Below are 24,055 nucleotides of genomic sequence, written 5' to 3' on the forward strand. Positions count from 1 at the left end.
AATGGCAGAGATTCCTTCACTTCCGCGCCGCGCGTTCGTCGTCGATGAGCAGCGGCGCAGGGAGCTGGCCTCGGCCTTCCAAGCCGGAGCCGAAAGCTACGACAAGATCAGGCCTTCCTATCCGCAAGCTGCACTGGAATTCACCGTGCAGCACGGGCCTGTCGCCGCGGTGGATATCGGGTGCGGTTCCGGAATCTTCACCGAACAGCTGGTCACCCAGGGGCTTGAAGTCACCGCGGTAGATCCGTCCCAAGACATGCTTGACGTGCTGGCGCAGCGGCTGCCACAGATTCAACGCATCTGTGCCTCGGGGGAAGATACCGGACTGGATTCCGACGGCTTCGACCTGGTGACCTATGCGCAGGCATGGCATTGGGTGGACCACCCCAAAGCCAGCGCGGAAGCGGCCCGCTTGCTGCACGACGGGGGATGGCTGACCCTGCTGTGGAACCAGTTAGATGTCACGATTCCATGGGTGCACCGGCTGGCGAGGATTATGCATGCGGGCGATGTACACCGCCCGGAACTTGAACCCCCATTGGGCAGGGAATTCTCCAAACCCGAACACGGGCTGTGGAACTGGTCCATGCAACTGGATTTTTCCGAGGTCATCGAGCTGACTAAATCTCGCAGCTACTACCGTAAGGCCAGCGACGCTACGCGGGCCAAGGTGGAAGCAAACCTTGCTTGGTACTGGTGCGAGCATTTGGGCCATGATCCCCAAGAGAAGGTCGACGTGCCACATCTCACCCATGCCTGGAGGGGGCGTCGGCGCAAGCGTCGATGATATGATTGATGCTGGCCTTCGCTGCAGTCCGCGGTTGCGATACGCCGTCGTGAACGTCTGACGTTCATTGTGAATGAAACGCGGTCCAACTCTAGGAGTTTGTTATGGCACTGGATGCCGCTATCAAGAACGAAATCATCAAGGCTTACGCCACCCACGAGGGTGACACCGGTTCGCCTGAGGTTCAGATTGCTGTCATGTCCCGTCGTATTTCGGACCTGACCGAGCACCTGAAGCAGCACAAGCACGATCACCACACCCGCCGTGGCCTGATGGCTCTGGTTGGTCGTCGTCGTCGTATGCTCGGCTACCTCAAGAACACCGACATCGAGCGTTACCGTTCGCTGATCGAGCGCCTGGGCCTGCGCAAGTAGTCTCAAGCCGTTCAGCAAAGCCCCGGTTCCCTGATGGGAGCCGGGGCTTTGCGCTGTCTTGCGAATGGCGTTGCCAATGATCCTAGGCTGGAGATTGAGTCCCCCGGTCGGAGAGGCGCCTGAGTGCCAGGGTGCAGAGAAGCGCGGCGAAAACCAGGATCACAGCCAAGGTTCCCAAGCCAATGGATACACCAAAGGCCGTGGCGATGGCGCCGACCAACAGCGGTCCGCCTGCATCGCCAAGTTCTCGACCCAGCTCGGCCGAACCCATGGTCCGCCCCATGCGATGCTCTGGGGTATTTGAAGCGAGGTGGGCAAAGCCCAATGGAGTTGTGATGCCGATGCCAGCGCCGATGAGGACCGCACCGAGGAGCAATGTGGCAAGGCTCGGCACCAAGGCAACGATTCCCAGACCTGCGGCGCTGACGAGCAGTCCCAGTACCATCCCTCGACGGGCCGAAATTTTCGCCTGATCGCGCAGCCTTCCAACCCACGGTTGAACCAAGGCAGAGGCCAAGGCCAGCACCGAGACGATGACCATACTCTGCCCGCTGCCCAACTGCAGTTCGGTGCCCAGCAACGGCAGGAAGCCGATGGCGGTGCCCAGCGCACCGGTGGCACAGGCCAGGGCCACGGTCGGGACAATGAAGGACGGTTCAAGGCATTGAACCGCCAGATCCTTCAGCGTATATCGCTGCTTTGGCAGCACCGGCAGGTTCGGCATACAGCGGGCCACCCACAAGGCTGCGGCTGCAGAAATGACGGTCATGGTGGCAAACAGCGCCGAGAATCCACCGGCCCAGATCAGCACCGCGCCCAGCAGGGGTCCAAGGACATAGCCCAAGGTCTTCCACGAACCGTAGCGGCCGAAGTACTTTCCGGTATTCTTCGAGCCGGCCAACCGGGCCACCGCTGCAGATGAAGCTGGGGAGAATGCAGAAGCCGCGGCTCCCTGTCCCAACCGAATGAGACCCAGTGCCAGCGGCGTCGCCGCAAAGATTCCGAGCGCTGAGAACACGCAAAAGAACAGCAGCCCGCCAACGATCACCGGCTTGGCTCCGACGCGGTCGCTGAGCGATCCGAAAACTGGCTTCAGGATCACCTCCGCTACGTCATAGACCGCGAGCAGTACACCGAGAGCCAACAAGCTGGTGCCCAGAGTTGACTGCTCTGCACCAAGACCGGCTGCGATGCTATGAGCTCCAAATGCTGTGGTGAATCCCGCCGCGTAGAGGGGTACTGCCGAATTGGCTGTGCTGGTGCGTGCCATCAGTGATCGCCATTCATGGCCGAGTACACCTGCTGTGCATAGTCATCGAGGTTCGCGACGCAGCCGCTCAACGCGGCTTCTGCCTGCTTGGCGGACTCCAGCTGCAGCACATCGCGTTTCTTCAGGTCTCTGAACCAGCGTCGGAGGCGATCGAGGCTTTGCTCTTCTTCCTCCAGCTCGGCAAAGGTGAACTTCTTGATAGAAATTTCCTTGGCGATTTCTGCATCGAATTTCTTGCAGTCTGCAAGGAACTCTGTCCATTCGTCACTGCGGGCATCCCTGAATGCTTGTTCAAGGACCCGCTGCGATTGCTCGTCCTTGCCCGTGGCTGAAAGCACCGCGAAGGTTCCTCCTGCGGCTGTGCATAGATCGCGAGCTTTAGCCATACCCTCAACAAATTGCGTGGCGTCGGGCAGGGCCCAGGTGCCCGACATCACCGGAACAGCACCAGTTTTACGAAGTTGACGCCACACTGCCACCCTGTGGCGCGAGGGTTCGGAAGGAACTTGAACCAGCAGCAGCAACCATTTGATTTTATTAGTCACAATCCTAAAAGTAACAGTTGTTACAACATTTGAGAGTCGAGGCGTAGCAGAGAATTGATCTTCAGCTGTGGAAGTCTCAAGTTGATGCCCTGAATTCGATACAAACCAGTTCCAAGCAGGAAGCTGTGTGGCAGAATCCGGGAATACATGGGTAAATTACCACCAGCACCAAGGAACAAGCATGTCCGGACAGCACAGGCTCCGTATTTCACTCATGGACCGAGTCTTTTGGATTTCCCTGCTGCTCAAGGGCATCGATGGACTGCTGGAAATTATCGGCGGCATTCTTTTTCTGTTGGTAAAGCCAGAACAATTGGATGCCCTCGTTAGGGTGCTCACTCAGCATGAGCTTGCCGAAGACCCCGGAGACTTCTTGGCTAACTCCTTGCTGCGGGCCAGTGGGGGATTGACTCTGGAAGCTTCGTGGTTCGCCGCAGCCTACCTCCTGCTGCATGGTGCTGTAAAAGTGGTTCTAGTCTGGGCGGTATTAAAGAATCGACTCTGGGCTTACCCGTGGATGATTGCCTTCCTGGTGATATTCATCGGCTACCAGAGCTACCAACTCGTCACCTCGTTCAGCATCGGGATGTTCTTCTTGACGATCTTTGACCTGTTCGTTGTTTGGCTTACCGTGAGAGAATTTCGAATCCATCGGCACAGGGCTCTCAAGGGCACCACAACTCATCGGCGCTGACCTGCGCAAAAGAGCCACAATCTGGACTTGAAATGCAGGGGGTTGATGGCGCCCGGCACCGAGAGCAAAGGCTAACCTGTAGGTACGGTGGATCACCGCAGCACGGAGAAAGCGAGCAGCCATGAGCAAGACAATTCTTGAACGTCATCTCTTCGGCCCTGGACCGAGTAATCCATACCCGGAAGCAACTGCTGCTCTGGGCCTGCCGCTCCTGGGGCACCTAGATCCGGAGTTCATTGCACGTATGGATGCCGTCTGCGACGGGCTCCGGGTGCTGTGGGGAACTAAGAATGCGCGCACCCTGCCGTTGAGTGCCACCGGTTCGGCCGGCATGGAGGCCGCCTTCGTCAACACCATCAACCCCGGCGACGTGGCGGTCATCGCCATCAATGGCCTCTTTGGAGAGCGCATGTGCGAGGTGGCTTCGCGCGTTGGCGCAGAAATCGTGCGCGTGGAGCACGAGTACGGCACACCCATCGACGCCGAACGAGTTGTTGCAGCACATCCGAATCCCAAGGTCATCGCCGGTGTCCATGCCGAAACCAGTACTGGCGTCGTCTCCGACATTGCCGCGTTGGGTGCGATTAAGGGCGATGCCCTGTTGATTACCGACGCGGTGACGTCCATCGGCGGCATGCCGGTATTGGCCGATGAATGGGGGATCGACGTCGGCTATGCAGGTTCCCAAAAGTGCATCGGCGTGGCGCCGGGTCTAGCTCCGTTCACCATTTCAGACAGGGCTTTTGAACGTAGGGTGCAGAAGCCGCAATCCTGGTACCTCGATCTGGGCCTGCTCGGCGGATACACAACTGGTTCCACCGGCGGTAAGCGCACCTATCACCACACCGCCCCGGTAGCCATGATTGCTTCCTTGGAGGCGGGCGTGAAGCGGATTATGGACGAAGGTTTTGATTCGGTGACCAAACGGCACCAAGAAGCCGGAAAGGCACTGCAGGATGGCCTCCAAGCCATGGGTTTGGAACTCTTCGCCGCAGAGGGGCATCGGCTGCCGCAGCTGACCACTGTCAAGGTCCCTGCAGGTGTTGATTCGGCGCGGGTACGCAGCTACCTGCTCAACCGCTTCAGCATTGAGATCGGCGGCGGCGTGGCGCAATATGCAGATACCGTGTGGCGTATCGGATTGATGGGGCCGAATGCCAACCCTGCATCGGTTGCTCTGATCCTTGCTTCGCTGAAGGAAGCTATCGACAAGGCCTAAATCAGCTGATTGCAAAGCATGCGGCGGGTGCTTGAAAGGAAGTTTCGTTTCCTTTTTAGCACTCGCCGCATGTGCAATGGCAGGCTGCCCCAAATTATCGGTGGTACTTCATAGGGTGTGGCCATGAAAGATACCTATGACGCTGTAGGACGACTACAGCTCGACAAGCCGCGCGACTGGTACTCCGCCGAGGAACTGAACCTTCTGCTGGAAGATCCCGAGCCCTCGGAAGAGTTGTGGTGGAATACCACCGCTACACGTGAGTGGGTGAAGCTCGTCTCGGTTTCGCAGCTTGCCCAAGTACTGCAGCTCGTTACGGAGGAAGGCCACACCTTCCAAATCGAAGGAGAAGAGCCAATTGACAAGTATGCGCAGGGAATGCGTTTAGCCGACGGCAACTTCATGTTGGAACTGGCAGTAGTTGATGGAAGCGCCTACAACATGCGCATCGCCTACGGTCCCAATGCCGATCGGGCATCTAGTCATCCCGATGAAGACGTAGAGGCGAACGGCCCCCAGTCGCTGACTCTGGCGCAAACCTATGAGGTGCTGGCAGGCTGGGTCTCAGGCCGGGGACTGCCGGCAGGGTATGGCGGGAGTATCCATGTCTACTGCTAACTGAGAAATCAGCCAGTTGCTAGTTATTTAGCCAAATAGACCTTGCGCAGCGGTTCATCCACCACCCAGGTCGTGTGCATCCCCTCCCGCAAATGACACACACTGCCCGCCACCAAATCAAAGACCTGCTCCGCATACCCGTTCACCGCATGCACCGTGACCGTCGCCCTCCCGGCCAGCACGATGAACAGCTCCTCGGCTTCAACGTCCTGCATCGCGCCTTCGGTCATCTCCCAGAGCCCGAACTCGACCCCGAAGATTTCACCCAGCCCGTGCACCGCGGTGCTCGGGGTGCCGTCCACCAGCTGGGCCGCGTCCACCGGCTCAGGCACCAACACCACCTCCAAAGCGTTGAGGCTGCGGGTGTCCTCATAACCGTCAAACACACTGGTGTTGCTGATCATGAATCAAACCCCATCCCGATCGCGTCCATGGTCCGCAAAAACAGCCCCCGCTTGCCTTCGTTGCGATCCGAGGCGGCCATGGCCCCGGTCATCATCTTCACACCCAGCCACGCGGCGGGTTCTGGAGGGAAGGGCAGCGGCTTCTTCTTCACCATTTTCAGCTCGGTCAGCTCCGTTGTTTCACCCGAGAGCAGGTCGAGCATGACCTTCGCCGCGAAGTGGGTAGCCCCCACCCCCAGCCCGGTGAACCCGGCCGCGGAGGCGACCTTGCCGTCATAGGCCAGGTCAAAGAAGGAGAAGAACCGGCTGCAGGAATCAATCGCACCACCCCAGGCATGGGAGAACTTCAAGCCCTCCAAGGCCGGGAAGGTCGCGAAGAAGTGCGCGGCCAGGCGGGTGTAGGTGTCTTCGCTGTTGTAGTGCTTGCGGTCTACCTTGCCACCGAAGAAATACAGGGCGTCATAGCCGCCGTAGAGGATGCGGAAGTCTCCCTGCTCGTCAATGATCGGCCGCGAGTAGTGGAAGCGGCTGTTCAGATCGGCCAGCCCGGTGAGCTTCTCCCAGCCGATCTCCTCACGCTGGACTGCGGTGAGCGGCTCGGTGACCAGGGCGTAGTCGTAGACCGGGACGGTCATCAACGCGTTGCGCTTGAGCAGCGAAGGGAACACATTGGTGCCCAAGATGACCTTCTTGGCCAGCACCTGACCGTCTGCGGTGGCCGCGGCAACAAGGTCTCCCTGCTCTGACAGGGAGTCCACGCGGGACTGCTCGTAGACTTTCACGCCGAGGTCTTCGCAGACTTTGAGCAGGCCCCAGACCAGTTTGGCCGGGTGCACCAACACCGTATCGGCCGTGGACCAGGAACCGGAGAGGAACGCGGTGGAGCGGATCATCTCCGAGGTTTGGTCGCGGTCTAGGTAGAGCACGTCCTCGCCGTTGGCTTCTTCGCGCAGCCACTGGTCCTGGTGCGGTTCGGTGGCCACGCTCAGGGAGCCTTCTTGGATCAGGTCGCAGTCGATGTTGTAGCGGTGGATGGTGTCGATGAGTTCGGCGAGGTTTTCTTTGCCGAGTTCGGTCAGGCGGGCGTTTTCTTCGGGCAGGTGGTTTTCACCGTTGGATTCACCGTGCACCAGCGATGCTTCGCAGAAGCCGCCGTTGCGTCCGGAGGCTTCGTCGCCGACCCATCCGGCTTCCAGCAGCACCACGGTGGCTTCGGGGTGGCGTTCCTTGGCCTGCAGGGCGCTCCATAATCCGGTGTAGCCGCCGCCGACCACCAGCAGGTCTGCGGTGGTGTGTTCGGTGAGTTTAGGGCGGGGTGCTGGCCGGTTCGGGTCATCGAGCCAGTAGACTGCCCGCTTGGTTTCCCTGAGTGAGGTGGCGGTGAGGGCTGGGTCGATGGTTTGTTCGGCCTGTTCGAAGAAGGTCGGCGTAGATGTAGTCATCACTGTTTCTTTAGTAGGAGGTGTTTTCTGCCGGTTCACTGAATGTGCTGAGCGAAGCAATTCAACTCATGACGCTCACGGCAGCTCATATGTTGTTATGACTTGACTCACATTCATAATGTTGCAAGTATATAGCAGACCAACCAGTTGGTTGGTGAATTTTCAGTATTTACACATTTCTTAGGAGGACTATCCGAATGACGAGCACTCAGCAGCACACCGGCAGCGTTCCTCAAACAGGCTCCAAGGGACTGGCCGCGGGCAAACTTGGACTGCTGCAGTCGACAGTCATCGGGCTGGCTTCCAGCGCGCCGCTCTACTCACTGGCTGCAACCCTGGGCTTCATTGTCATGGCGGCCGGGGCGCAGACTCCCGCGGCCCTGATCGTTGCATTTATCCCCATGTGTCTCACGGCATTCGCCTATCGTGAGCTCAACACCGCCATTCCCGACAGCGGTACCGCCTTCACCTGGGCCGCCAAGGCCTTCGGCCCGAAAACCGGGTGGATGGCCGGCTGGTCGGTCATGGTGGCAGGCGTTATTGTCATGTCCAGCCAAACGGAAGTGGCTTCCAAATACCTGCTGCTGCTGATCGGGGACGGCTCCATTGCCGACTCAAAGGTGCTGGTCACCGCCTTCGGTGCGCTGATCATCATTGCCATGACCTGGATTTCCTACCGCGATGTCGAGACCGGAGCGATTACGCAGTATCTGCTGATGGCGCTGCAGTATGTTGCCATCATTGCGTTCAGCATCGGCCTGTACTTCGCGATCCAAGCTATGCCGACGCTGGGTCTTGAATTCTCCTGGGACTGGTTCAACCCCTTCGCCAGCGATAATCCTGCAGGATTCGTTCAGGGTGTTCTCATTGCGATCTTTATCTACTGGGGCTGGGACACCTGCCTGGCGTTGGCAGAAGAGACTAAGAACCCGCGTACCACCCCGGGCCTTGCAGCGTTGCTGTCCACTGTAATGCTTCTGGTGACCTACATCGGTATGACCGTTTTGACGATGATGTTCGCCGGCATTGGTGAAAGCGGCAAGGGCTTGGGCAATCCGGAAGGTGCCGACGACGTGTTCTTTGCTCTGCGCTTGGATGCCATGGGTTCCTGTGGCTGGCTGCTCGTGTTGGCCGTGGCGATCTCGGCCCTGGCAACCTGCCAGACCACCATCCTGCCTACCGCCCGCGGAACCCTGTCCATGGGCGTCTATGGAGCGCTGCCGAAGCGTTTCGGCGTGGTCAACGAGGTATTCAAGACCCCCGCGTACTCCACGCTGTTCACCGGATCGGCATCGCTGGTGTTCTATGTGGGCATGACGATCATCTCCGGAGACATCTTGGCCGATACCATCGAAAGCACCTCGCTGGCGGTCGCCCTGTATTACTCGATCACCTCCTTTGCCTGCATCTGGTATTTCCGTTCCTCGCTGACCAGTTCCGCCCGCAATGTGTTCTTCCGTCTCGTCCTGCCATTGGTGGGTGGACTGATGATGAGTGCGGTATTTGTCTACTCGGCCATCAGCATGCTCGACCCTGAGTACGGGACCACCACCATTTTGGGCATCAGCGGCACGTTCGTGATGGGCGTGGGCTCGCTTGCCATGGGCTTTGTGGTCATGGGATTGTGGGGACTGCGTCCGGGTTCGCGCGAATACTTCGCCGGTCGTTCGTTGAACCGCGACACCCCGGTGCTTGTTCCAGAGAATTAGGCGCCGCCACGATAGGAGGCCGGAGACTTTGGGAGATCAAGCAGTCATGAGCACAGCAATAAAGCAGGAGATAATTCTCGACGCCTATGTTGGACTGCTCTACGACCATGGCACCCGTGAAGCGACCATTGATGCCACCGCTAAACGCAGCGGGCTATCCAAGGCGGGGCTGTTGCACCATTTTAAGAATCGCCAGGCTTTGGACACAGAATTGGTGCGGCGGCTCAATGAGTTGATCGATGCTGACGTGGCGGCCATGCGTGCGAACCTTGCTCAGGCGGTGCACTATTACTTTGCTTCGTCGATGGAGGAAGATTCACCGCTTGAGCGCATGGTGGTGGCGTCTACCCGGTTGGCGCAGCGTGGAAATGCCGATGCGTCGGCTGCATTGCGCCGTGGCCGCGACTTATGGTTCCAGGTGCTCAATGATGCGTTGGGAGACCCGGTGCTTGCCAAGCTTGCACTGCTGGCCGGCGATGGTGTCAGCTACCATCTGGACATTTCTCGCGGGCATCACGATGAATTCTTGACCGCGCAGACAATTGAGCAGTTGGTGCAGCGTTTCAGCGGACAGGCAGTGGCCAGCGGCGCTCAGTCTGGAAAATAGTCCATTTACTACTGAATTGGTATTTGTAGCAACGCATCTCCATACGAAGCCGAAACTTTTACCGGCGGGTGCACCGATTTGGTGCGCCCGCCGGTCTATTGAACTCCTCGCGGATCTATAAATATATGCAGTCTTCGAACGCTAACGGGCACGCCAAATCCCGTACCGTAATTTAAGCAGCTAATCCGTCGAAAGACAGCGAGACTCAACGAGTCAGGCCCATCAGACGCCGCGGAATCAGCCCACCGGCCGCAGTACCGTGCCCCCATAGTGCAGCGCCAGCTTTTCCAGACCCTGATCGATGCTGACCTGGGGAGTCCAGTCCAGGATGCGGTGTGTTTCGCGCTGATCGAACCAGTGCGCGGTGGACAGTTGTTCGGCCAGGAATCGGGTCATGGGAGGTTCGTCGTGCACCAGATTGCGCGATCCTGCGGCAAGCCACGCGCGTTCGATGACCGAACCTGCACCGCGAGCCAGCCATCCGGGAACACTGAACTTCGGTGCCGGTGCACCGCCGGCGCGGCAGATGCCGGCAATCAATTCTCCCACCGGGCGCGGCTCACCATTGGTGACCACCAGCGCACGCCCCTGAGTCTCGTCCATGCGCTCCAAGCCGCGGACGATCGCGGCGGCCGCGTTGTCGATGTAGGTGGTGTCAATCAGTGCGGCGCCATTGTCCAGCAGCGGCAGCCGGCCGGCGGCCGCCCGCTGAAGCACACGCTCCACCAACTGGGTATCTCCCGGACCCCACACCACATGGGGGCGAATCGCTGCGACCCTGAACTGTTCGTCGTTGCGCGAGAGCGCTTCAAGCTCCGCGGCTGCCTTGGATCGTGCATAATTGCCGCGCGCGCGGCTCGGATCGGCGGTTCCCGCGGAGGCTCCCGCCAGGGCCTGGCCCAAATGCGCGACCGAGGGGGAGGAGACGAACACGAAATCCGCGACGCCCGCCGACTGCGCGGCGGTCAATAAGTGCTTGGTGCCGTCGATGTTCGTCGCGACGAACTCATCCCAATGCCCGGTGAAGGAGACCTTGGCGGCCAGGTGGATGACCGCGTCCATGGAGTCCACCGCGCGGGCGATGTCCGCAGAGTTGGAGAGAGAACCGAGCACCTCGTCGGTGGAACCGGGCGCCGGGCGGCGCTGGAAGGTGCGCACATGGTGCCCCTGATCGCGCAGCAGCTGTGCGACGGCCCCGCCGAGCATACCGCTGGCGCCGGTGACAAGGACCCGACGCGGTCCAGCCAGCTGAATGGGTGAACTCATGGTTTGCGGATCCTTCCACCAGCCAGCGCCGCCTCGGCCCAGGAGGCCAGGTGCGCCCTATCGATCTTCGAGTTGTGCCGAATGTCGGTGGGAAGTTCGGGAACCACCAGCACCGCGGCGATGTCAATTCCCGCGGAGGCCACCGCATCGCGGACCCCGGCTGACAGCTGAGGCGCTGCAAGACCCGGCTTGCGGGCGGGGGGTACGGTCTCCATCACGATGACGGCGCTCTGCGTTCCCGCCGGGCCCACGGGCACCAGCGCGGTGCGCCCGGCTCCGGAAACCGCCTGGGCAAGGTGTTCGCCCAGCACCGGGGTAATCGGTCCGCCGGCGGTGCGCAGCACGTGGCCCAGGCGTCCCTCGACCCACAGGCGCCCGGAGGCGTCGAGGTGCCCCACGTCTCCGGTGCGATGCCAGCCGGGGATGGAGGTGCTGTGCTTTTCGGTGATCCACAACCTGTCATAGCGGTCCTTGACATGCGATGCGCGCACCAGGATTTCGCCGGTCGCTCCCGGTTCGGTGGACGGCTCCAGGATCGGCTCACCGTCGGCGTCGAGCACCGCGATGCCCACGCTCGCGCCGGAGACCGGGGTGCCGACGCAGACGCCGTTGCCGTCCCCGGCCTCCCGGATCCCTGCTAGGTCGATGTCCGTCACCGGCAGCGCCTCGGTCATGCCGTAGGGCGTATGCACCGCGGCGTGTGGGACCAGCTGCTGGACCTGCGCCAGCAACGGCTCAGGAATCGGCGCCCCTGCCGACAGCAGCAGCGACACCTTCTCGAGGGCCTGGCGCTGCTGCTCGGTCAGCTGCTCCTTGGTTGACAGGACGTTGGCCAGCGCCGCGGGGGAGGCGAAGACCACCGTTGCGTGAACCGCCATGGCGGCGTCGGCGAGCGCCGCCGCGGTGAGCGTCTTTGGTGAGGTTACATCCATGTCCGGGGTCACCGAGGTGGCGCCCAGGGCGGGTCCCAGCAGCGCGAAGGGGGCGAATCCTGCCACCAGGGAGGACCCAGCCTTCAGCTGGTAGGTGGCGGCGAGGGTATCGCGCATGGCCGCCAGCTGGCGGTGGGTGTAGACCACGCCCTTGGCGGGGCCGGTGGAGCCGGAGGTGAAGAGCACCGCGGCATCAGCATCCGGATTGGCTGCGGTGAAATCCTGGGCGCTGGGCGTGCCGGCGGCACCCTGCTGCAGCAGTTCGGCCACGCTGTTTTCCACGCCCAAGACCTTTGCCAACGCTGCTGGCAGCCTCTCGACGCTGATGCGCAGTCCTGGCCAGTTCAGCGCCTTGGCGCCGACCAGCGCCCGCTGGATGCCGATCAGGAACTGCGGTCCGGCGCCCTTGATTGCACGGCCCAGGCCCTTGGTGCCAAGACCTGCGTCGGCCACCACAATGACGGCGCCCAGCCGCAGGCAGGCGTAGATCAGCGTGGTGAGCTCGATGCCCGGGGGGACCAGCAGGCTGACCCGTGAACCGCTGGTGACGCCGAGCTGTTCAAGCCCCTTGGCCAGGTCGTTGACGCGTTGGCCCAGCTGAGCCCAGGACAGCGAACGTGGCGGGTTGATGTCCACCACCGCCGGGCTGTGGTCGTTGGTGCGCTCGTCGAGCTGGGCAAGCATGGGCAGGTAGTCCTGCAGTCCAGCGGCCCGCTGGGCGGCGGGGTCCTTGGTGGACGCGGCGTCCAGCCACTGGAAAATCGGGGTGGCGATGTCGCGGTCTTCGGCTACCAGGTGTCCGGCGCCCTCGAAGCGGTGCACCTTTGCCTGCGGCAGCCGGTCCATCAGATCGCGCAGGTAGCGGTCGGAGAAGACCGGATCCTTTGGGCCCCAGAGCAGCAGGGCCGGGACGGTGAGTTCGCGGACGGCCGAGGAGATGGAATCCAGTGCCGGACGGCTCGGGTGTTCCTGGGCAAAGGGGATGTCTGCCACGAAGTTTCCCACGCCGCTGCGCTGAGCGGCGGTGGTGTAGGGGGCCATGAAGGCCTCGCGGACCGCGGGGGTCAGCGCCGGATTGGCCAGCGAGTGGGTCACGCGTAGGAAGGCGTCGGTGGTGGTGGTTCCCCAGCCGTGCACCGCCGGGTGGGATGCCAGCTGCAGGGCAGGAGGCAGGTCGAACCCTGCCGGGTGCACCGCCGTATTGGTCAGTACCACGCTGGCCAGCTGGTCCTGGTGGTTCGTGGCCCAGCCCAGGGAGATGATGCCGCCCCAGTCGTGCCCCACGGTGGTGACCGGTCCGCTCAACTCCAGTTCCCGGGTCAGGTCGCCCAGGTCGTTGACCCTGTCGGCCAGGCGCCGGAAGACCCCGGTGCGTTCGGAAAAGCCCATATCCAGCTGGTCCACTGCGATGATCCGCCAGGGCAGGCGGTGCTCGGATACGTGGTTGAACAGGGAACGCCACAGGTAGGACCAGGTGGGATTGCCGTGCACGCATAGCAGTGTTCCGGTCGGGGTGATGCCCCGCTTGTCCAGTTCTGCACCGTTATCCAGCAGGTGCCAGCGGTGGCTGGTTCCCGGGACGTCGACCAGCGAGGTGGAGGGCACCGTCAGGTGCCGGGAATGCTCTTCGGCCAGGCCGGGGAAGGGGCCGGTCACCAGGCAAGCTCCATCATCGCGGTGTTCAGTCCCGAGCCGACGCCCATGCACAGCACCCTGTCGCCGGGCTTGAGCGACTTGGCTTCCTGCCACAGGGTCATCGGGAGCGAGGCAGGTCCGACGTTGCCCCACTTCGGGAAGGTGACTGGCACGCGGTCGCGGACCAATCCCACGGCCTTGATGATGGCGTTGGTGTAGGACTTGGAGACCTGGTGGGTGACGTAGCGGTCCATCGAGGTCCAATCCCAGCCTGCGGCGTGCGCCTCGTCCCAGGCATCGACGACCAGGTCCAGGCCGTTGTCCAGTAGCCCCTTGCTGTCGGTGTACATGCCGGCAGGACCGCCGACGCACAGTTCATGGTGTGCGGTGCCGGCGCGGGAGACCCCGCCCAGGATGCGCGGCTTGCCCTCGTGCTTGTCGGCGGGGCCGACCACTGCGGCGGCGGCTCCGGATCCCAGGGTGAGGGTGGCGAACTGGCGCAGGTAGTCTTCGCGGGTGGAGTTCGGATCGTTCAGCCGCTGGAAGGTGATCTCCTGGGTTGGCTGGGCGTCCTCGCCGGCGACGATCAATGCGTAGTTGATCTGGCCGGAGTCGATCATGTTCGCCGCTAGGGTCATGCCGTTGACGAAGCCAAGACAGGCGTTGGCAATGTCGAAGTTCATCGCCGAGGAAGGCAGGCCCAGCCCGTGGTGGACCTTGGATGCCACCGACGGTTCCAGGTTGCGGCGGGTCACCGAGGTATTGATCAACAGCCCGATCTGTCCCGGTTCGATGCCCGCGGCGTCAAGCGCCTGCTTGCCTGCCTTGATGGCTGCATCGTCAAAGCTGGTGCCGGCAGCCCACCATCGGCGTTCGGCCACGCCTGATACACGTTCCAGAAGTTTCTTGGACAGATGCAGCCTTTTCAGACTAGGAGCCAGCCGCTCGTCGAACTCAGCGGAACTGAGAACGTCATCGGCGAGCACGCTGTTCACCGAGAGCAGGGCTACGTTGTTGTGTCTGAAGGTTGCATTGCCGTTCAAGATTAGACCTTTACAGGGGACAGGCGTGCCAAACGGGCCACGGCGCAGGGTGCTGGGCGGGCCCGTTGGGAGCCAACGAGCTAGTTTTCTTCCTTAACGGTATTCCCTAAGGCACCGTTCCCCCTATTTCCGGTGTCATTTCAGCCCAGAGCCCGAAAAATTCACGACGATCTGTATGGGCGCTGACAGTTAACCGTGAAAAATGCACACGGGAACCCGCCGATGAGCGGTGCGGGTCATCGGTCTTGACTCATGGACTATCCGTTTCGCGGGTCACCGGTCGTGGTGGTGCGCAAAGCCCAGGTGCACCGTGGAACCTTCGGCGCTCAGCTCGGCGACGCCGCCGATCGGCAGCGTGAACATCGGGCTGGTGTGGCCGAAATCGAGGTTCGCCACTACTGGTATCTGATCGAGCTGCGGGTGTTTCGCGACGATCTGCTCCAGTAGCGAACGGGTGACCCGAGACTCGACCTGGAAGCGGCCAATGGCCAGGCCTGCCAACTGATCAGCACCCTGCGATTGGAGCAGGGCCGCAAGGCTGCGGGCGAACTCGTTGATGTCCACCGCGCCGTCTTCTTCCACGAAAAGCACCGAACCGGCGAGATCAGGCATGGACGGGCCGCCGCGCAGCAGGCCGAGCGTACTCAGGTTTCCGCCGAACACCTTGCCCCGCGCCGAACCCGCATTGAGCACCCAGGGTCCGTCGGTGGTGTGGACGGTCCGTTCATCTTGATTCATGAACCACAGGTCATCGGTGAATTCCTGCCGGTGCTCAATGGACCATTCAAGTTCATGAGTCGCCTGCCTGAACCACTGGCCGGTTGGTTCAAAGTGGTCGCGCATGCCGAATGACGACCAGTGCGCGCCGACGTAGGTCAACAGCCCGGTGCGTGCGTGGATGGCATTGGCCAAGGCAGTGAAATCGGAGTACCCGCAAAAGACCTTGGGGTTTGCAGCGATGAGCTCCCAATTTAGGTAGGGCAGCAGTTCGTTGGAATTGAATCCACCGATGACGCTGATGATTCCATCGACCGTTGGATCGGCGAAGGCATCATGCAGGTCTGCCAGGCGCGAAGTGATGGAGGAACTATCGAAGTCGTCATTCTCATCGACGTGGGCGCCGAAGGTGACGTTGATGCCCAACCGGTCGAAGCGTTCGTTGATCCAATGAGAATTATCGAATTCCATCACGAAGGTGCGCGAGCAGGAGGGAGCAATCACACGAATGGTTGATCCGGCTTTCAGTCGAGCGGGGATCACAATTTTCCGAGGCGACGTGGTCATTTTTCAACCCTATCCGTGGCGAACGTGCCCTTCAAGAAGCGAAGCAGCGGCGAAATCCGTGCAGTTTCGTCATATTCCACGTTGTTTTCTCGGCTCTGGAACTGCCGGGGATGAAACGGGGAGTCATCTTTGTACTTCTAAAGCACGGGTACGACCGCAGTGTTTCAGGTGCGGCGCGCAATAAAAGTCATCTGCGAGGCAAATCAGGCTCCGGGCCAGACGCATGAGTACTTGAGGCAGCAGTGGAAGAAACGAAGGTTTATCTCCGGACGCAAACCACCCATATTTCGCTTTATTGACCCTGTTGACGTGCCCCTTTGCTGGCCGCCGGAGCACTGTTTGGATGGTTTCTACCCAAGCAGCCCATCACCGCATCGCAAAGGAACCACCCATGAAACTCCGCCGCACAAATTCAGTTCGCACCCTTTCCCTGACCGCGCTAGTACTTATCGCGCCGTTGGTGGTCACCTCCTGCGCTTCGTCGAGCCAGGCAGCCGGCAAGAACCCGGACGGCTCGGTAGTTGTCCGTTATGAAGGCGGCGCCAACGGGGTGAACCTTCCTGAACTGGCCGAAGACCTCGGTTACCTTGACGGCGTCGACCTGCAGTGGGTCGGCAACAACACCAGCGGTCCAGCAAGCATTCAAAACACCGCCACCGGTGCCACCGACCTCGGCAGCGCCTTCTCCGGAGCTGTAGTGAAACTCCAGGAAGCAGGTGCCAAGGTCACCGGGGTGGTCTCCTCCTATGGATCGAACGAGGCATCGAACTACACGTTTTATGTCCGCGAGGACAGCGACATCAAGGAACCCAAGGACCTGATCGGCAAGAGCGTTGCAGTCAACACGCTCGGTGCACATTCCGAAGCGGTCTTGAGCTCCTTCCTTCGTCAAAGCGGACTGAGCGAGGACGAAATCAAGCAGGTGCAGCTGGTGGTGCTTCCTCCTAGCGACACAGAACAGGCAATTCGCAGCGGCCAGGTCGACGTTGGTGCTTTGAGCTCGGTGTTCCAAGAACATGCATTGGCCCAGGGAGGGGTGCGCAAGTTCCTGCGCGACGTTGATGTCTACGGAGATTTCAACGGCGGCCAGTACGTATTGCGTGACGACTTCATTGCGCAGAACCCGGAGGCTACCAGAACCCTTGCCACCGGAATCGGCAAGGCGGCAGATTGGGCGAATTCCCATTCACGCGAGGAAGTAGTTGAGCGTCTGACTGACATCATCCAGAAGCGCGGCCGCGGGGAAAGCACCGAACCCTTGAAATACTTCCGCAGCTTCGGAGTCGGAGAGCACGGCGCAGTCAAGGACGAAGACTTCACCCGGTGGGCCCAGTGGCTCAACGACACCGGAATTGTTCAGGGAGAAATCACGCCCGGAGACTACTACACCAACGAATACAACGACCTGGCGAACGGAAAGTAGAAGACTGTGTCAACGATTGAAATCAAGAATGTGGCCAAGTACTTTCAGCGGAAAAGCTCCGGGAGCGCCGAAAGGGTGACGGCGTTGGAATCGGTGAAACTCACCGTGGGCCACGGAGAATTCGTGACCTTGGTGGGCCCGAGCGGATGCGGCAAGTCGACGCTGCTGGACATTTTGGCCGGGCTCAGCGATCCCGACGAGGGGCAGGTGTTGGTTGATGGTCGACCGATATCAGGGCCGGGGCTAGAACGTTCGGTCGTCTTCCAACAGTATGCACTGTTCCCTTGGCGCTCGGCCGTAGCGAACGTGGAGGTTGGACTGGAAAGCCTGGCGCGTGAACGAAAGGATCTCGACAAAAAGCAGCGTCGCGAGCGGGCCGCCGAATACCTCAGGCTCGTCGGCTTAGAAGGATTCGAGGATCGCTATCCCAGCGAACTTTCCGGCGGCATGAGGCAGCGTGTGGCGATCGCCCGAGCTTTGGCCCACGAACCGCGTGTGTTGCTCATGGACGAACCCTTCGCGGCGCTGGACGCTCAAACCAGGGAGCAGCTGCAGGAGCTCCTGCTGCAGATCTGGAAGCGAACCGGTACAACGATCATCTTCATTACGCACGGGATCGAGGAAGCCGTCTACCTGGGGCAACGGGTGGCTGTCATGACGGGCCGCCCGGGCCGAATCCAACGGATCATCGATATCGAACTGGCGGACCGCGATACCAATGAGGACATTCGCTCCACCGCAGAATTCGGCAGGTACCGGCACGAAATTTGGAACCTGTTGCATGCACCAGCCGACAGCATCCCTGGCGTACCGCAACAGCCAGAACCAGTAACGACAGGAGCCGCAGCATGAGCACGATACAAGCGCCGTCATTGACCAAAACTGCTCGACCGAAGACCGCGAGTCAGCCGCAGCAGATCGCGCGGCGGCGGGCTCCTGCCACCGGTGCCGTGGCACGCAGAATACTCTTTGGCTCTGGCGCAATCATCATTTTTCTCATTGCTTGGGAAGTGCTGCCGCTAGTTTTGCTCAGCGACTCGGCAAGGGTATTCCTACCTCCTCTGCACCAGGTGCTTTCCGCGCTGTGGCAGTTGATCACCTCGGGTGAACTTCTGGTCCATGCACAGGCCAGCCTGGGAAGGTCATTAGCAGGCTTCATACTTGCGATCCTCATCGGCGTTCCCGCGGGCCTCATGATCGCCTGGTATCCACGAGCCAAGAGCTTTCTTAATCCCCTGCTGGAAGTCTTCCGGAATACCGCGGCCCTGGCCCTGCTCCCGGTGTTTACCCTCATCCTTGGCATCGGAGAAATATCGAAGGTGGCGATCGTACTCTTCGCCGCATTCTTCCCGGTGCTGCTCAATACGATCCTCGGTGCACAAGGCGTAGATCCGTTGCTGATCCGGGCGGCCAGAACCTTGGGGCTGACAAACCTAGAGATCTTCACCAAGGTGATCCTGCCTTCGGCGGTGCCTACCATCTTCACCGGAATCCGCATGGCAGGTACCGCTTCGGTACTGGTGCTCATCGCCGCAGAAATGATCGGGGCCAAGGCGGGGCTCGGATACCTGATCACCAACTCCCAGGCAAGCTTCCTGATACCGCAGATGTATGCAGCCATCCTCACCGTTTCAATCCTCGGCTTTACGGTGAACACGGGCCTGGTCGCCCTTGAACGGCGTTTCTCACGCTGGAACCGACACTAAGCACACGACAATCTCCCATCTATCAAGAAGGAAACCACCATGTCTCGAAACCTGATCCTCAACGCCTTCCTCATGACCACCGGCCACCATGAAGCGTCCTGGCGGCTGCCTGAATCGACGGTGAATACCGGAACCGACATTGCGCACTATCAGCGACTTGCCCAGCTGGCCGAGAGCGCGAAATTCGATGCGGTGTTCTTTGCCGACAGCCCAGTACTTCAGGCGCCGCCTGCCCAGCGCCCCGCCGGGGCATTGGACCCGATCTTGCTGCTGACGGCGCTTGCCACGGTCACAGAGAACATCGGCCTCATTGCCACCGCCTCGACCAGCTACAACGACCCATACAATCTGGCCAGGGAGTTTGCGACCCTCGATACCATCAGCAATGGGCGGGCCGGCTGGAACGTCGTGACGACGGCGGGAGACGCGGCAGCCAAGAACTTCTCCCAGCACAACCAACTCGACAGCTCCCAGCGTTATGCCCGAGCCGACGAGTTCCTGAATGCTGCGGTGAAACTCTGGGACTCCTGGGAAGACGACGCGGCCATCGGCGACAAGCAGCGAGGCATTTGGGCGGACCCGCAGAAAATCCACCGGATCAATCACCAAGGAAAATACTTTCAGATCGACGGTCCATTGAATCTGCCGCGCTCGCCGCAGGGCCGCCCGGTGATCATCCAGGCAGGTGCGTCTCCGGCGGGAAAGAACTTCGCCGCGCAATGGGCAGAAGCAATTTTTGCGGTACAGCAGTCGCTGGGACAGGCACAGGGCTTCTATGCCGACGTGAAGAACCGAGTAGCGGCCGCCGGAAGAAACCCCGAGGCGGTCAAGGTGCTTCCAGGCGTCGTGCCAATTATCGGCTCCACCGTGCAGGAAGCCGCTGCACTTGCCGATGAATTGGATGAGTTGATTCTTCCGGAGCACGCACTGACCAATCTGGCGGCGCAGCTGCATATCGATCCGACAGAGCTGAAGCTGGATGCGAAATTGCCGGTGGGTCTTGAACACGTTGTGGAAGCCGAAAAGTCGACCTCCCGGCGGGACGTCATCTTGAAGTTGGGATACGGTCGAGACCTGACGGTACGGCAGATCCTGCGCGAGCTGGGCCCCGGACGAGGCCACCAAACGGTCGTGGGAACACCGGAGCAGATTGCGGATCACATCGAGGAATCATTTACCCAGCGTGCCGCCGACGGGTTCAACATCATGGCTCCGGTGCTTCCCTCCGGGCTGGAGGTGTTCATCGAACAGGTGGTGCCGATCCTGCAGCAGCGCGGACTATTCCGCACCGAATACTCCTCCTCCACGCTGCGTGGGCACTATGGGCTAGATCGGCCCGCGAGTATCTTTGCGGAGGGGGAAAACCTCAAGCTCAGCGCCTAGCGGGCATGACTCCGGTGGTTGAACATGCTTCATTAAACGGTGAATGACGTGCCCATTAGGGCACGTCATTCACCGTTTCTACCAGTCGCTGGGAACCTTGACCGATAACACCGGGCAGGGGGCTTGGAGAATAACTCGCTGTGCAGTGTTCCCCATGATGAACTTTCCGATTGCCGATCGCTTTCGAAGACCGATGACAACCAACTCAGCCTCATGCGCCAATGCTGCGTTCACGATGTTCTCCGCGGCATCAGAGCCTTGGGCGCTGCGTTCGATCCAAAAGTCAATGCCCGAAGCGCTCAACCGTTCTTCGAGCTGGTGGTATTCACGAGCGTCAAGCAATCTGTCGTCGACCGGCTGGTCTCCTTTGGAAGAATTCACCACAATCAGTCGTGAACCTGAGCGTTGAGCCTCCGACACAGACTTGTCCAGTGCGGCTTCCCCCTCGGGCGAGGGAATGTATCCCACCACGATGGTCATTTCTTCTCGCTTCCCTTTAGATTGTCGTTAGCGTCCGACTCGGAGGTCTGACCGGTCGAGGTGGCTGCTTCGGAAACAGCCTCGGAATCCAAAGCCGCATGCTCCTGGGAAACCTTGCCGCGCACCGTGCGTACCAGTTTGATAAACAGCGGCAGCGTCAGGAAAAGGGCAATGAGGACGTAGATTCCTACCGCCAGCGGCTCGCTCCATAGGCCGGAAACATCACCGTTGCTCAACTGAAAAGTTTTGCGTAAACGAGTCTCCGCCATGGGGCAGATGATGACTCCCAAGATCAGCGGGAGTACCGGAAGGCCGAAGCGGCGCAGCGCGAAGCCCAACAATCCGATCAGCAGCAGCATCCACAAATCCGTCGTTTGCATATTCACCGAGAACGCGCCAAGCGTGGCAAAGAAGAGGATGCCCGCGTAGAGGAATGGGCGCGGAATCTTCAACAGCTTGGCCCACATTGGCGCCAGCGGCAGGTTGATCAGCAGCAGCAGCGTATTGCCGATGAAAAGGCTGGCGATCAGTGCCCAAACTAGGTCCGGCTCGTTTTCGAACAGCAGCGGGCCAGGCTGAATGCCCTTCATCATCAAGAATGCCAGCATTACAGCCGCCGTGGCGTTGGTCGGCAGACCCAGCGCGAGCATGGGGGTCAATGTACCTGCAGCCGACGCGTTGTTTGCAGCCTCCGGACCGGCCACGCCTTCAATGGCGCCATGGCCGAACTCTTCGGGATGCTTTGAGAGCTTCTTCTCCGTGACATAGGACAAGAACGTAGGAACTTCTGCGCCGCCGGCGGGCAACGCGCCGAAGGGAAAGCCGTAGGCCGTTCCGCGAAGCCAGGGTTTCCACGACCGCTTCCAGTCTTCCTTGCCCATCCACGGGGTTCCCACCGGAATGGTTTTTGCCGGAGTAGAGCGCAGGTGGGCTGCGATCCACAGGGCTTCGCCGATGGCAAAGATTCCAACAGCAACAACCACAATGTCCAAACCATCAACGAGGGAAGGTACGCCGAAGGTGAGGCGGTGCTGGCCCGAGACGGGGTCGGCTCCAACCAATCCGATGGCAAGGCCCAAGCCCAATGAGGCGAATCCACGGATCTTTGACGAGCCGAGCACCGCAGTCACCGTAATCAGGGCCAAAACCATAATCGCGAAATAGCTCGGGTCGCCGATGCTGACCGCAAATTTCACCACGAAGGGTGCAATCGTGACCAGCAGCGCGGTGCCGATGGTGCCGGCAATAAACGAACCGATGGCGGCAGTTGCCAATGCCTGTGCGGCCCTGCCGGACTTTGCCATTTTGTGGCCTTCGATGGCGGTAATAACGGTGGCGGACTCGCCGGGAGTATTGAGCAGGATCGAGGTGGTCGACCCACCGTACATGCCGCCGTAGTAGATTCCAGCGAACATGATCAGCGCGCTGGACGTTTCCATGCCATAGGTCACCGGCAGCAGGAGTGCCACGGCCATGGCCGGTCCGATACCCGGCAGCACACCCACCGCGGTGCCCAGCATGACGCCGGCAAAAGCAAACAAGAGGTTGATGGGCGTCAGCGCCGAGGCAAAGCCTTCCATCAGTAGATTAAAGGTATCCATTTACAGCACCCCCGACAGAATGCCTGCGGGCAGTTTGATGCCCAAGCCCAAATAAAAACCGTAGAAGGTTGCCAAGGAGATGGCTAGCGCGATGACGAATGTCAAAACCCATCTACGGCTTCCCAGACAAACCGCTGTGCCGAAGAAGAGCAGGGTTCCAGCAATCACCCAACCTGCCCAATTTACAATCAGGATCGTGACGACGAAGACTCCCAGAAGGGGAACGATGACCTTCCAATCGGTCGGCTGGTTCAGATCGACGTCTTCACCCTCCTCGCCCTCGGCCAGGTTGCCGCGGAGTACGGTGATCGCCAGGCCGATCGCAGAGAATACCAAGATCGCGCCGACAATGTATGGGACGGTCTTGGGGCCAATCACATCAGACTGGGAATACGTCACCTGGAGCTGCGACGCATCAACGAGCACAATGAGCCCCACCAGAAGAAGAAACGCGGCGAACAATAGTTCGACGCGCTTCTTCTTCGCTGTGGTTACCTCACTCACGCCAGACCCAGCGTCTTGAGCACGCTTGCTACGCGATCGTCCTGCTGGGTGAGGAATGCTTCGAATTCGTCACCGGTCATAAACGCGTCGGTCCAGCCGTTGGTTTTCAAGGCTTCCTGCCATTGCTCGGACTCGTGCATCTTCGTGGCTACATCGATCCACTTGGCCTTCGCTTCATCCGAAAGTTCAGGCGGAGCCACCAAGCCGCGCCAGTTGGTGAAGACGAGGTCGATGTCCGATTCCTTCAAAGTGGGTGCATCCACGCCTTCTAGGCGGTTTTCGCCGCTGGTGGCAAGAACCCGCACCGAACCGTCTTCGATTTGCTGCATGTACTCGCCGGCACCCGATGCTGCAAAATCAACCTTGTCACCGAGGATTGCAGGCAACAGGTCTCCGCCGCCGTCGTAGGAAACGAAGTTCACTTCCTTGGGATCAATGCCAACCGACTCTGCTAGCTGCATAGGCAGCAGGTGGTCAGGCCCGCCCGGGGATGAGCCGCCGCCCACGGAGAGACTACCTGGATCTTTCTTCCACGCCGCAACCAGATCGTCAATTGACTTGTACGGCGAATCCTTTGACACCATGATCGCGCCCGGCTCCTCAATGAGCTTCGCAATCGGGGTGGTCTCGGTCAGTTTCTCCGAGTCGTTGGTGTAGCTTGCGCCAACCACGCCAAGCCCCATCAGCATGGCGAGATCTTCCTTGCCCTTTTCGTTGAGCAGGCGTGCAAGTCCTACGGTGCCGCCGGCCCCGGCCAAGTTGAAGACCTCTGCATTGGAGGCAATTCCGGCCTCATCCATCACCTTGGCCGCTACACGAGCGGTGGTGTCGTAGCCGCCTCCGGGGGTGTTGGGCACCATGATGCGCAATCCGGTAACGGGACCGTTGGCAGAAGAAGATCCGGCTTCCGAATCTCCGCTGGTGACGCCGCAGCCGGAAGCTGTCAGTGCGAGAGCGGCAGCCGCAGCAATTGCTGCAACAGCGCGGAATGGCTTGAAGGTTCTCATAGGAGTGTTCCCCATATCTACTTTGGTGAAGTGCGAATGACATTGATCCTATGAACGGACTGTGGGCCAGGTCACTGTTGCGTAACCAGAGTAGATACTGTTCATTGTGTAACCAAAAATCG

The 24,055-nt window shown here is 60.4% G+C and carries 23 protein-coding genes; 11 read left to right on the forward strand and 12 right to left on the reverse strand.

Annotation, left to right across the window (positions count from 1 at the left end; translation table 11 throughout):
- Position 1 precedes the first annotated feature (1 nt).
- Positions 2-787, forward strand: a complete 786-nt coding sequence (locus RUH64_RS04550; protein WP_313811651.1) for a class I SAM-dependent methyltransferase — start codon at positions 2-4, stop codon at positions 785-787.
- Between the two features lie 104 nt (positions 788-891).
- On the forward strand, positions 892-1,161 hold the full coding sequence (rpsO, locus tag RUH64_RS04555; RefSeq protein WP_141364742.1) for a 30S ribosomal protein S15: 270 nt from the start codon (positions 892-894) through the stop codon (positions 1,159-1,161).
- A gap of 82 nt (positions 1,162-1,243) precedes the next feature.
- Here the strand turns inward: rpsO and RUH64_RS04560 are convergent, their stop codons facing one another.
- Both RUH64_RS04560 and RUH64_RS04565 read right to left on the reverse strand, forming a co-directional pair.
- Complete coding sequence (locus tag RUH64_RS04560) at positions 1,244-2,431, reverse strand: MFS transporter (protein WP_313811655.1); 1,188 nt, start codon at positions 2,429-2,431, stop codon at positions 1,244-1,246.
- A complete protein-coding gene (locus tag RUH64_RS04565) occupies positions 2,431-2,976 on the reverse strand; it encodes a Chromate resistance protein ChrB (RefSeq protein WP_313811656.1) in 546 nt (181 codons plus the stop codon). Before RUH64_RS04565 ends, RUH64_RS04560 begins: the two co-directional genes overlap by 1 nt.
- A 181-nt stretch (positions 2,977-3,157) precedes the next feature.
- On the opposite strand from RUH64_RS04565, the gene RUH64_RS04570 reads away from it, so the two are divergent.
- The 3 genes from RUH64_RS04570 (at position 3,158) to RUH64_RS04580 (ending at position 5,507) form a co-directional block, all read left to right on the forward strand.
- Entirely contained in the window at positions 3,158-3,670 is a 513-nt protein-coding gene (locus RUH64_RS04570; RefSeq protein WP_313811658.1) for a DUF2127 domain-containing protein, read from the forward strand.
- A gap of 121 nt (positions 3,671-3,791) precedes the next feature.
- On the forward strand, positions 3,792-4,889 hold the full coding sequence (locus RUH64_RS04575; protein ID WP_313811659.1) for an alanine--glyoxylate aminotransferase family protein: 1,098 nt from the start codon (positions 3,792-3,794) through the stop codon (positions 4,887-4,889).
- 123 nt (positions 4,890-5,012) lie between these two features.
- Positions 5,013-5,507: a hypothetical protein gene (locus RUH64_RS04580; RefSeq protein ID WP_313811660.1), complete on the forward strand. Its 495-nt coding sequence runs from the start codon at positions 5,013-5,015 to the stop codon at positions 5,505-5,507.
- Between the two features lie 23 nt (positions 5,508-5,530).
- On the opposite strand, the gene RUH64_RS04585 is transcribed toward RUH64_RS04580, so the two are convergent.
- Together RUH64_RS04585 and RUH64_RS04590 are read right to left on the reverse strand one after the other, a co-directional pair.
- A complete protein-coding gene (locus RUH64_RS04585; RefSeq protein ID WP_313811661.1) occupies positions 5,531-5,911 on the reverse strand; it encodes a cupin domain-containing protein in 381 nt (126 codons plus the stop codon).
- Entirely contained in the window at positions 5,908-7,353 is a 1,446-nt protein-coding gene (locus RUH64_RS04590) for an FAD-dependent oxidoreductase (RefSeq protein ID WP_313811662.1), read from the reverse strand. Before RUH64_RS04590 ends, RUH64_RS04585 begins: the two co-directional genes overlap by 4 nt.
- A 197-nt stretch (positions 7,354-7,550) precedes the next feature.
- Between RUH64_RS04590 and RUH64_RS04595 the strand changes: the two genes are divergently transcribed.
- Together RUH64_RS04595 and RUH64_RS04600 are read left to right on the forward strand one after the other, a co-directional pair.
- Positions 7,551-9,062 carry an APC family permease gene (locus RUH64_RS04595; protein WP_313811664.1) on the forward strand — a complete coding sequence of 504 codons (1,512 nt, stop codon included), beginning with the start codon at positions 7,551-7,553 and terminating at the stop codon, positions 9,060-9,062.
- 46 nt (positions 9,063-9,108) lie between these two features.
- Positions 9,109-9,669, forward strand: a complete 561-nt coding sequence (locus RUH64_RS04600) for a helix-turn-helix domain-containing protein (RefSeq protein ID WP_313811666.1) — start codon at positions 9,109-9,111, stop codon at positions 9,667-9,669.
- 237 nt (positions 9,670-9,906) lie between these two features.
- Here RUH64_RS04600 and RUH64_RS04605 read toward each other — a convergent pair whose 3' ends face one another.
- From RUH64_RS04605 to RUH64_RS04620, 4 genes are all read right to left on the reverse strand, one after another.
- The gene (locus RUH64_RS04605) at positions 9,907-10,935 is read right to left on the reverse strand and encodes an NAD-dependent epimerase/dehydratase family protein (protein WP_313811668.1); all 1,029 of its coding nucleotides are present in this window, start codon (positions 10,933-10,935) and stop codon (positions 9,907-9,909) included.
- Positions 10,932-13,526 carry an alpha/beta fold hydrolase gene (locus tag RUH64_RS04610; RefSeq protein WP_313811827.1) on the reverse strand — a complete coding sequence of 865 codons (2,595 nt, stop codon included), beginning with the start codon at positions 13,524-13,526 and terminating at the stop codon, positions 10,932-10,934. Before RUH64_RS04610 ends, RUH64_RS04605 begins: the two co-directional genes overlap by 4 nt.
- Entirely contained in the window at positions 13,520-14,545 is a 1,026-nt protein-coding gene (locus RUH64_RS04615) for a 3-oxoacyl-ACP synthase III (protein WP_313811669.1), read from the reverse strand. The genes RUH64_RS04610 and RUH64_RS04615 overlap by 7 nt, the downstream gene beginning before the upstream one ends.
- Before the next feature lie 273 nt (positions 14,546-14,818).
- A complete protein-coding gene (locus tag RUH64_RS04620; protein WP_313811670.1) occupies positions 14,819-15,829 on the reverse strand; it encodes an LD-carboxypeptidase in 1,011 nt (336 codons plus the stop codon).
- Positions 15,830-16,220: 391 nt separating this feature from the next.
- Between RUH64_RS04620 and RUH64_RS04625 the strand changes: the two genes are divergently transcribed.
- The 4 genes from RUH64_RS04625 to RUH64_RS04640 are packed head-to-tail and all read left to right on the forward strand — an operon-like array spanning position 16,221 to position 20,341.
- A complete protein-coding gene (locus RUH64_RS04625) occupies positions 16,221-17,252 on the forward strand; it encodes an ABC transporter substrate-binding protein (RefSeq protein ID WP_313811671.1) in 1,032 nt (343 codons plus the stop codon).
- Positions 17,253-17,258: 6 nt separating this feature from the next.
- The gene (locus RUH64_RS04630) at positions 17,259-18,104 is read left to right on the forward strand and encodes an ABC transporter ATP-binding protein (RefSeq protein WP_396275984.1); all 846 of its coding nucleotides are present in this window, start codon (positions 17,259-17,261) and stop codon (positions 18,102-18,104) included.
- On the forward strand, positions 18,101-18,958 hold the full coding sequence (locus tag RUH64_RS04635; RefSeq protein WP_313811672.1) for an ABC transporter permease: 858 nt from the start codon (positions 18,101-18,103) through the stop codon (positions 18,956-18,958). Before RUH64_RS04630 ends, RUH64_RS04635 begins: the two co-directional genes overlap by 4 nt.
- A gap of 39 nt (positions 18,959-18,997) precedes the next feature.
- Positions 18,998-20,341, forward strand: coding sequence for an LLM class flavin-dependent oxidoreductase (locus RUH64_RS04640; RefSeq protein WP_313811674.1), 1,344 nt, complete (start codon positions 18,998-19,000; stop codon positions 20,339-20,341).
- A 78-nt stretch (positions 20,342-20,419) separates the two neighbouring features.
- On the opposite strand, the gene RUH64_RS04645 is transcribed toward RUH64_RS04640, so the two are convergent.
- From RUH64_RS04645 to RUH64_RS04660, 4 genes are read right to left on the reverse strand one after another with little or no spacing between them, the layout of a single operon-like run.
- Positions 20,420-20,821, reverse strand: coding sequence for a universal stress protein (locus RUH64_RS04645; RefSeq protein ID WP_313811675.1), 402 nt, complete (start codon positions 20,819-20,821; stop codon positions 20,420-20,422).
- Positions 20,818-22,422, reverse strand: coding sequence for a tripartite tricarboxylate transporter permease (locus RUH64_RS04650; RefSeq protein WP_313811677.1), 1,605 nt, complete (start codon positions 22,420-22,422; stop codon positions 20,818-20,820). Before RUH64_RS04650 ends, RUH64_RS04645 begins: the two co-directional genes overlap by 4 nt.
- Positions 22,423-22,926, reverse strand: coding sequence for a tripartite tricarboxylate transporter TctB family protein (locus tag RUH64_RS04655; protein ID WP_313811679.1), 504 nt, complete (start codon positions 22,924-22,926; stop codon positions 22,423-22,425).
- On the reverse strand, positions 22,923-23,933 hold the full coding sequence (locus RUH64_RS04660) for a tripartite tricarboxylate transporter substrate-binding protein (RefSeq protein ID WP_313811681.1): 1,011 nt from the start codon (positions 23,931-23,933) through the stop codon (positions 22,923-22,925). Before RUH64_RS04660 ends, RUH64_RS04655 begins: the two co-directional genes overlap by 4 nt.
- Positions 23,934-24,055 lie beyond the last annotated feature (122 nt).

The organism is Glutamicibacter sp. (assembly GCF_032154645.1).
GTDB lineage: Bacteria > Actinomycetota > Actinomycetes > Actinomycetales > Micrococcaceae > Glutamicibacter.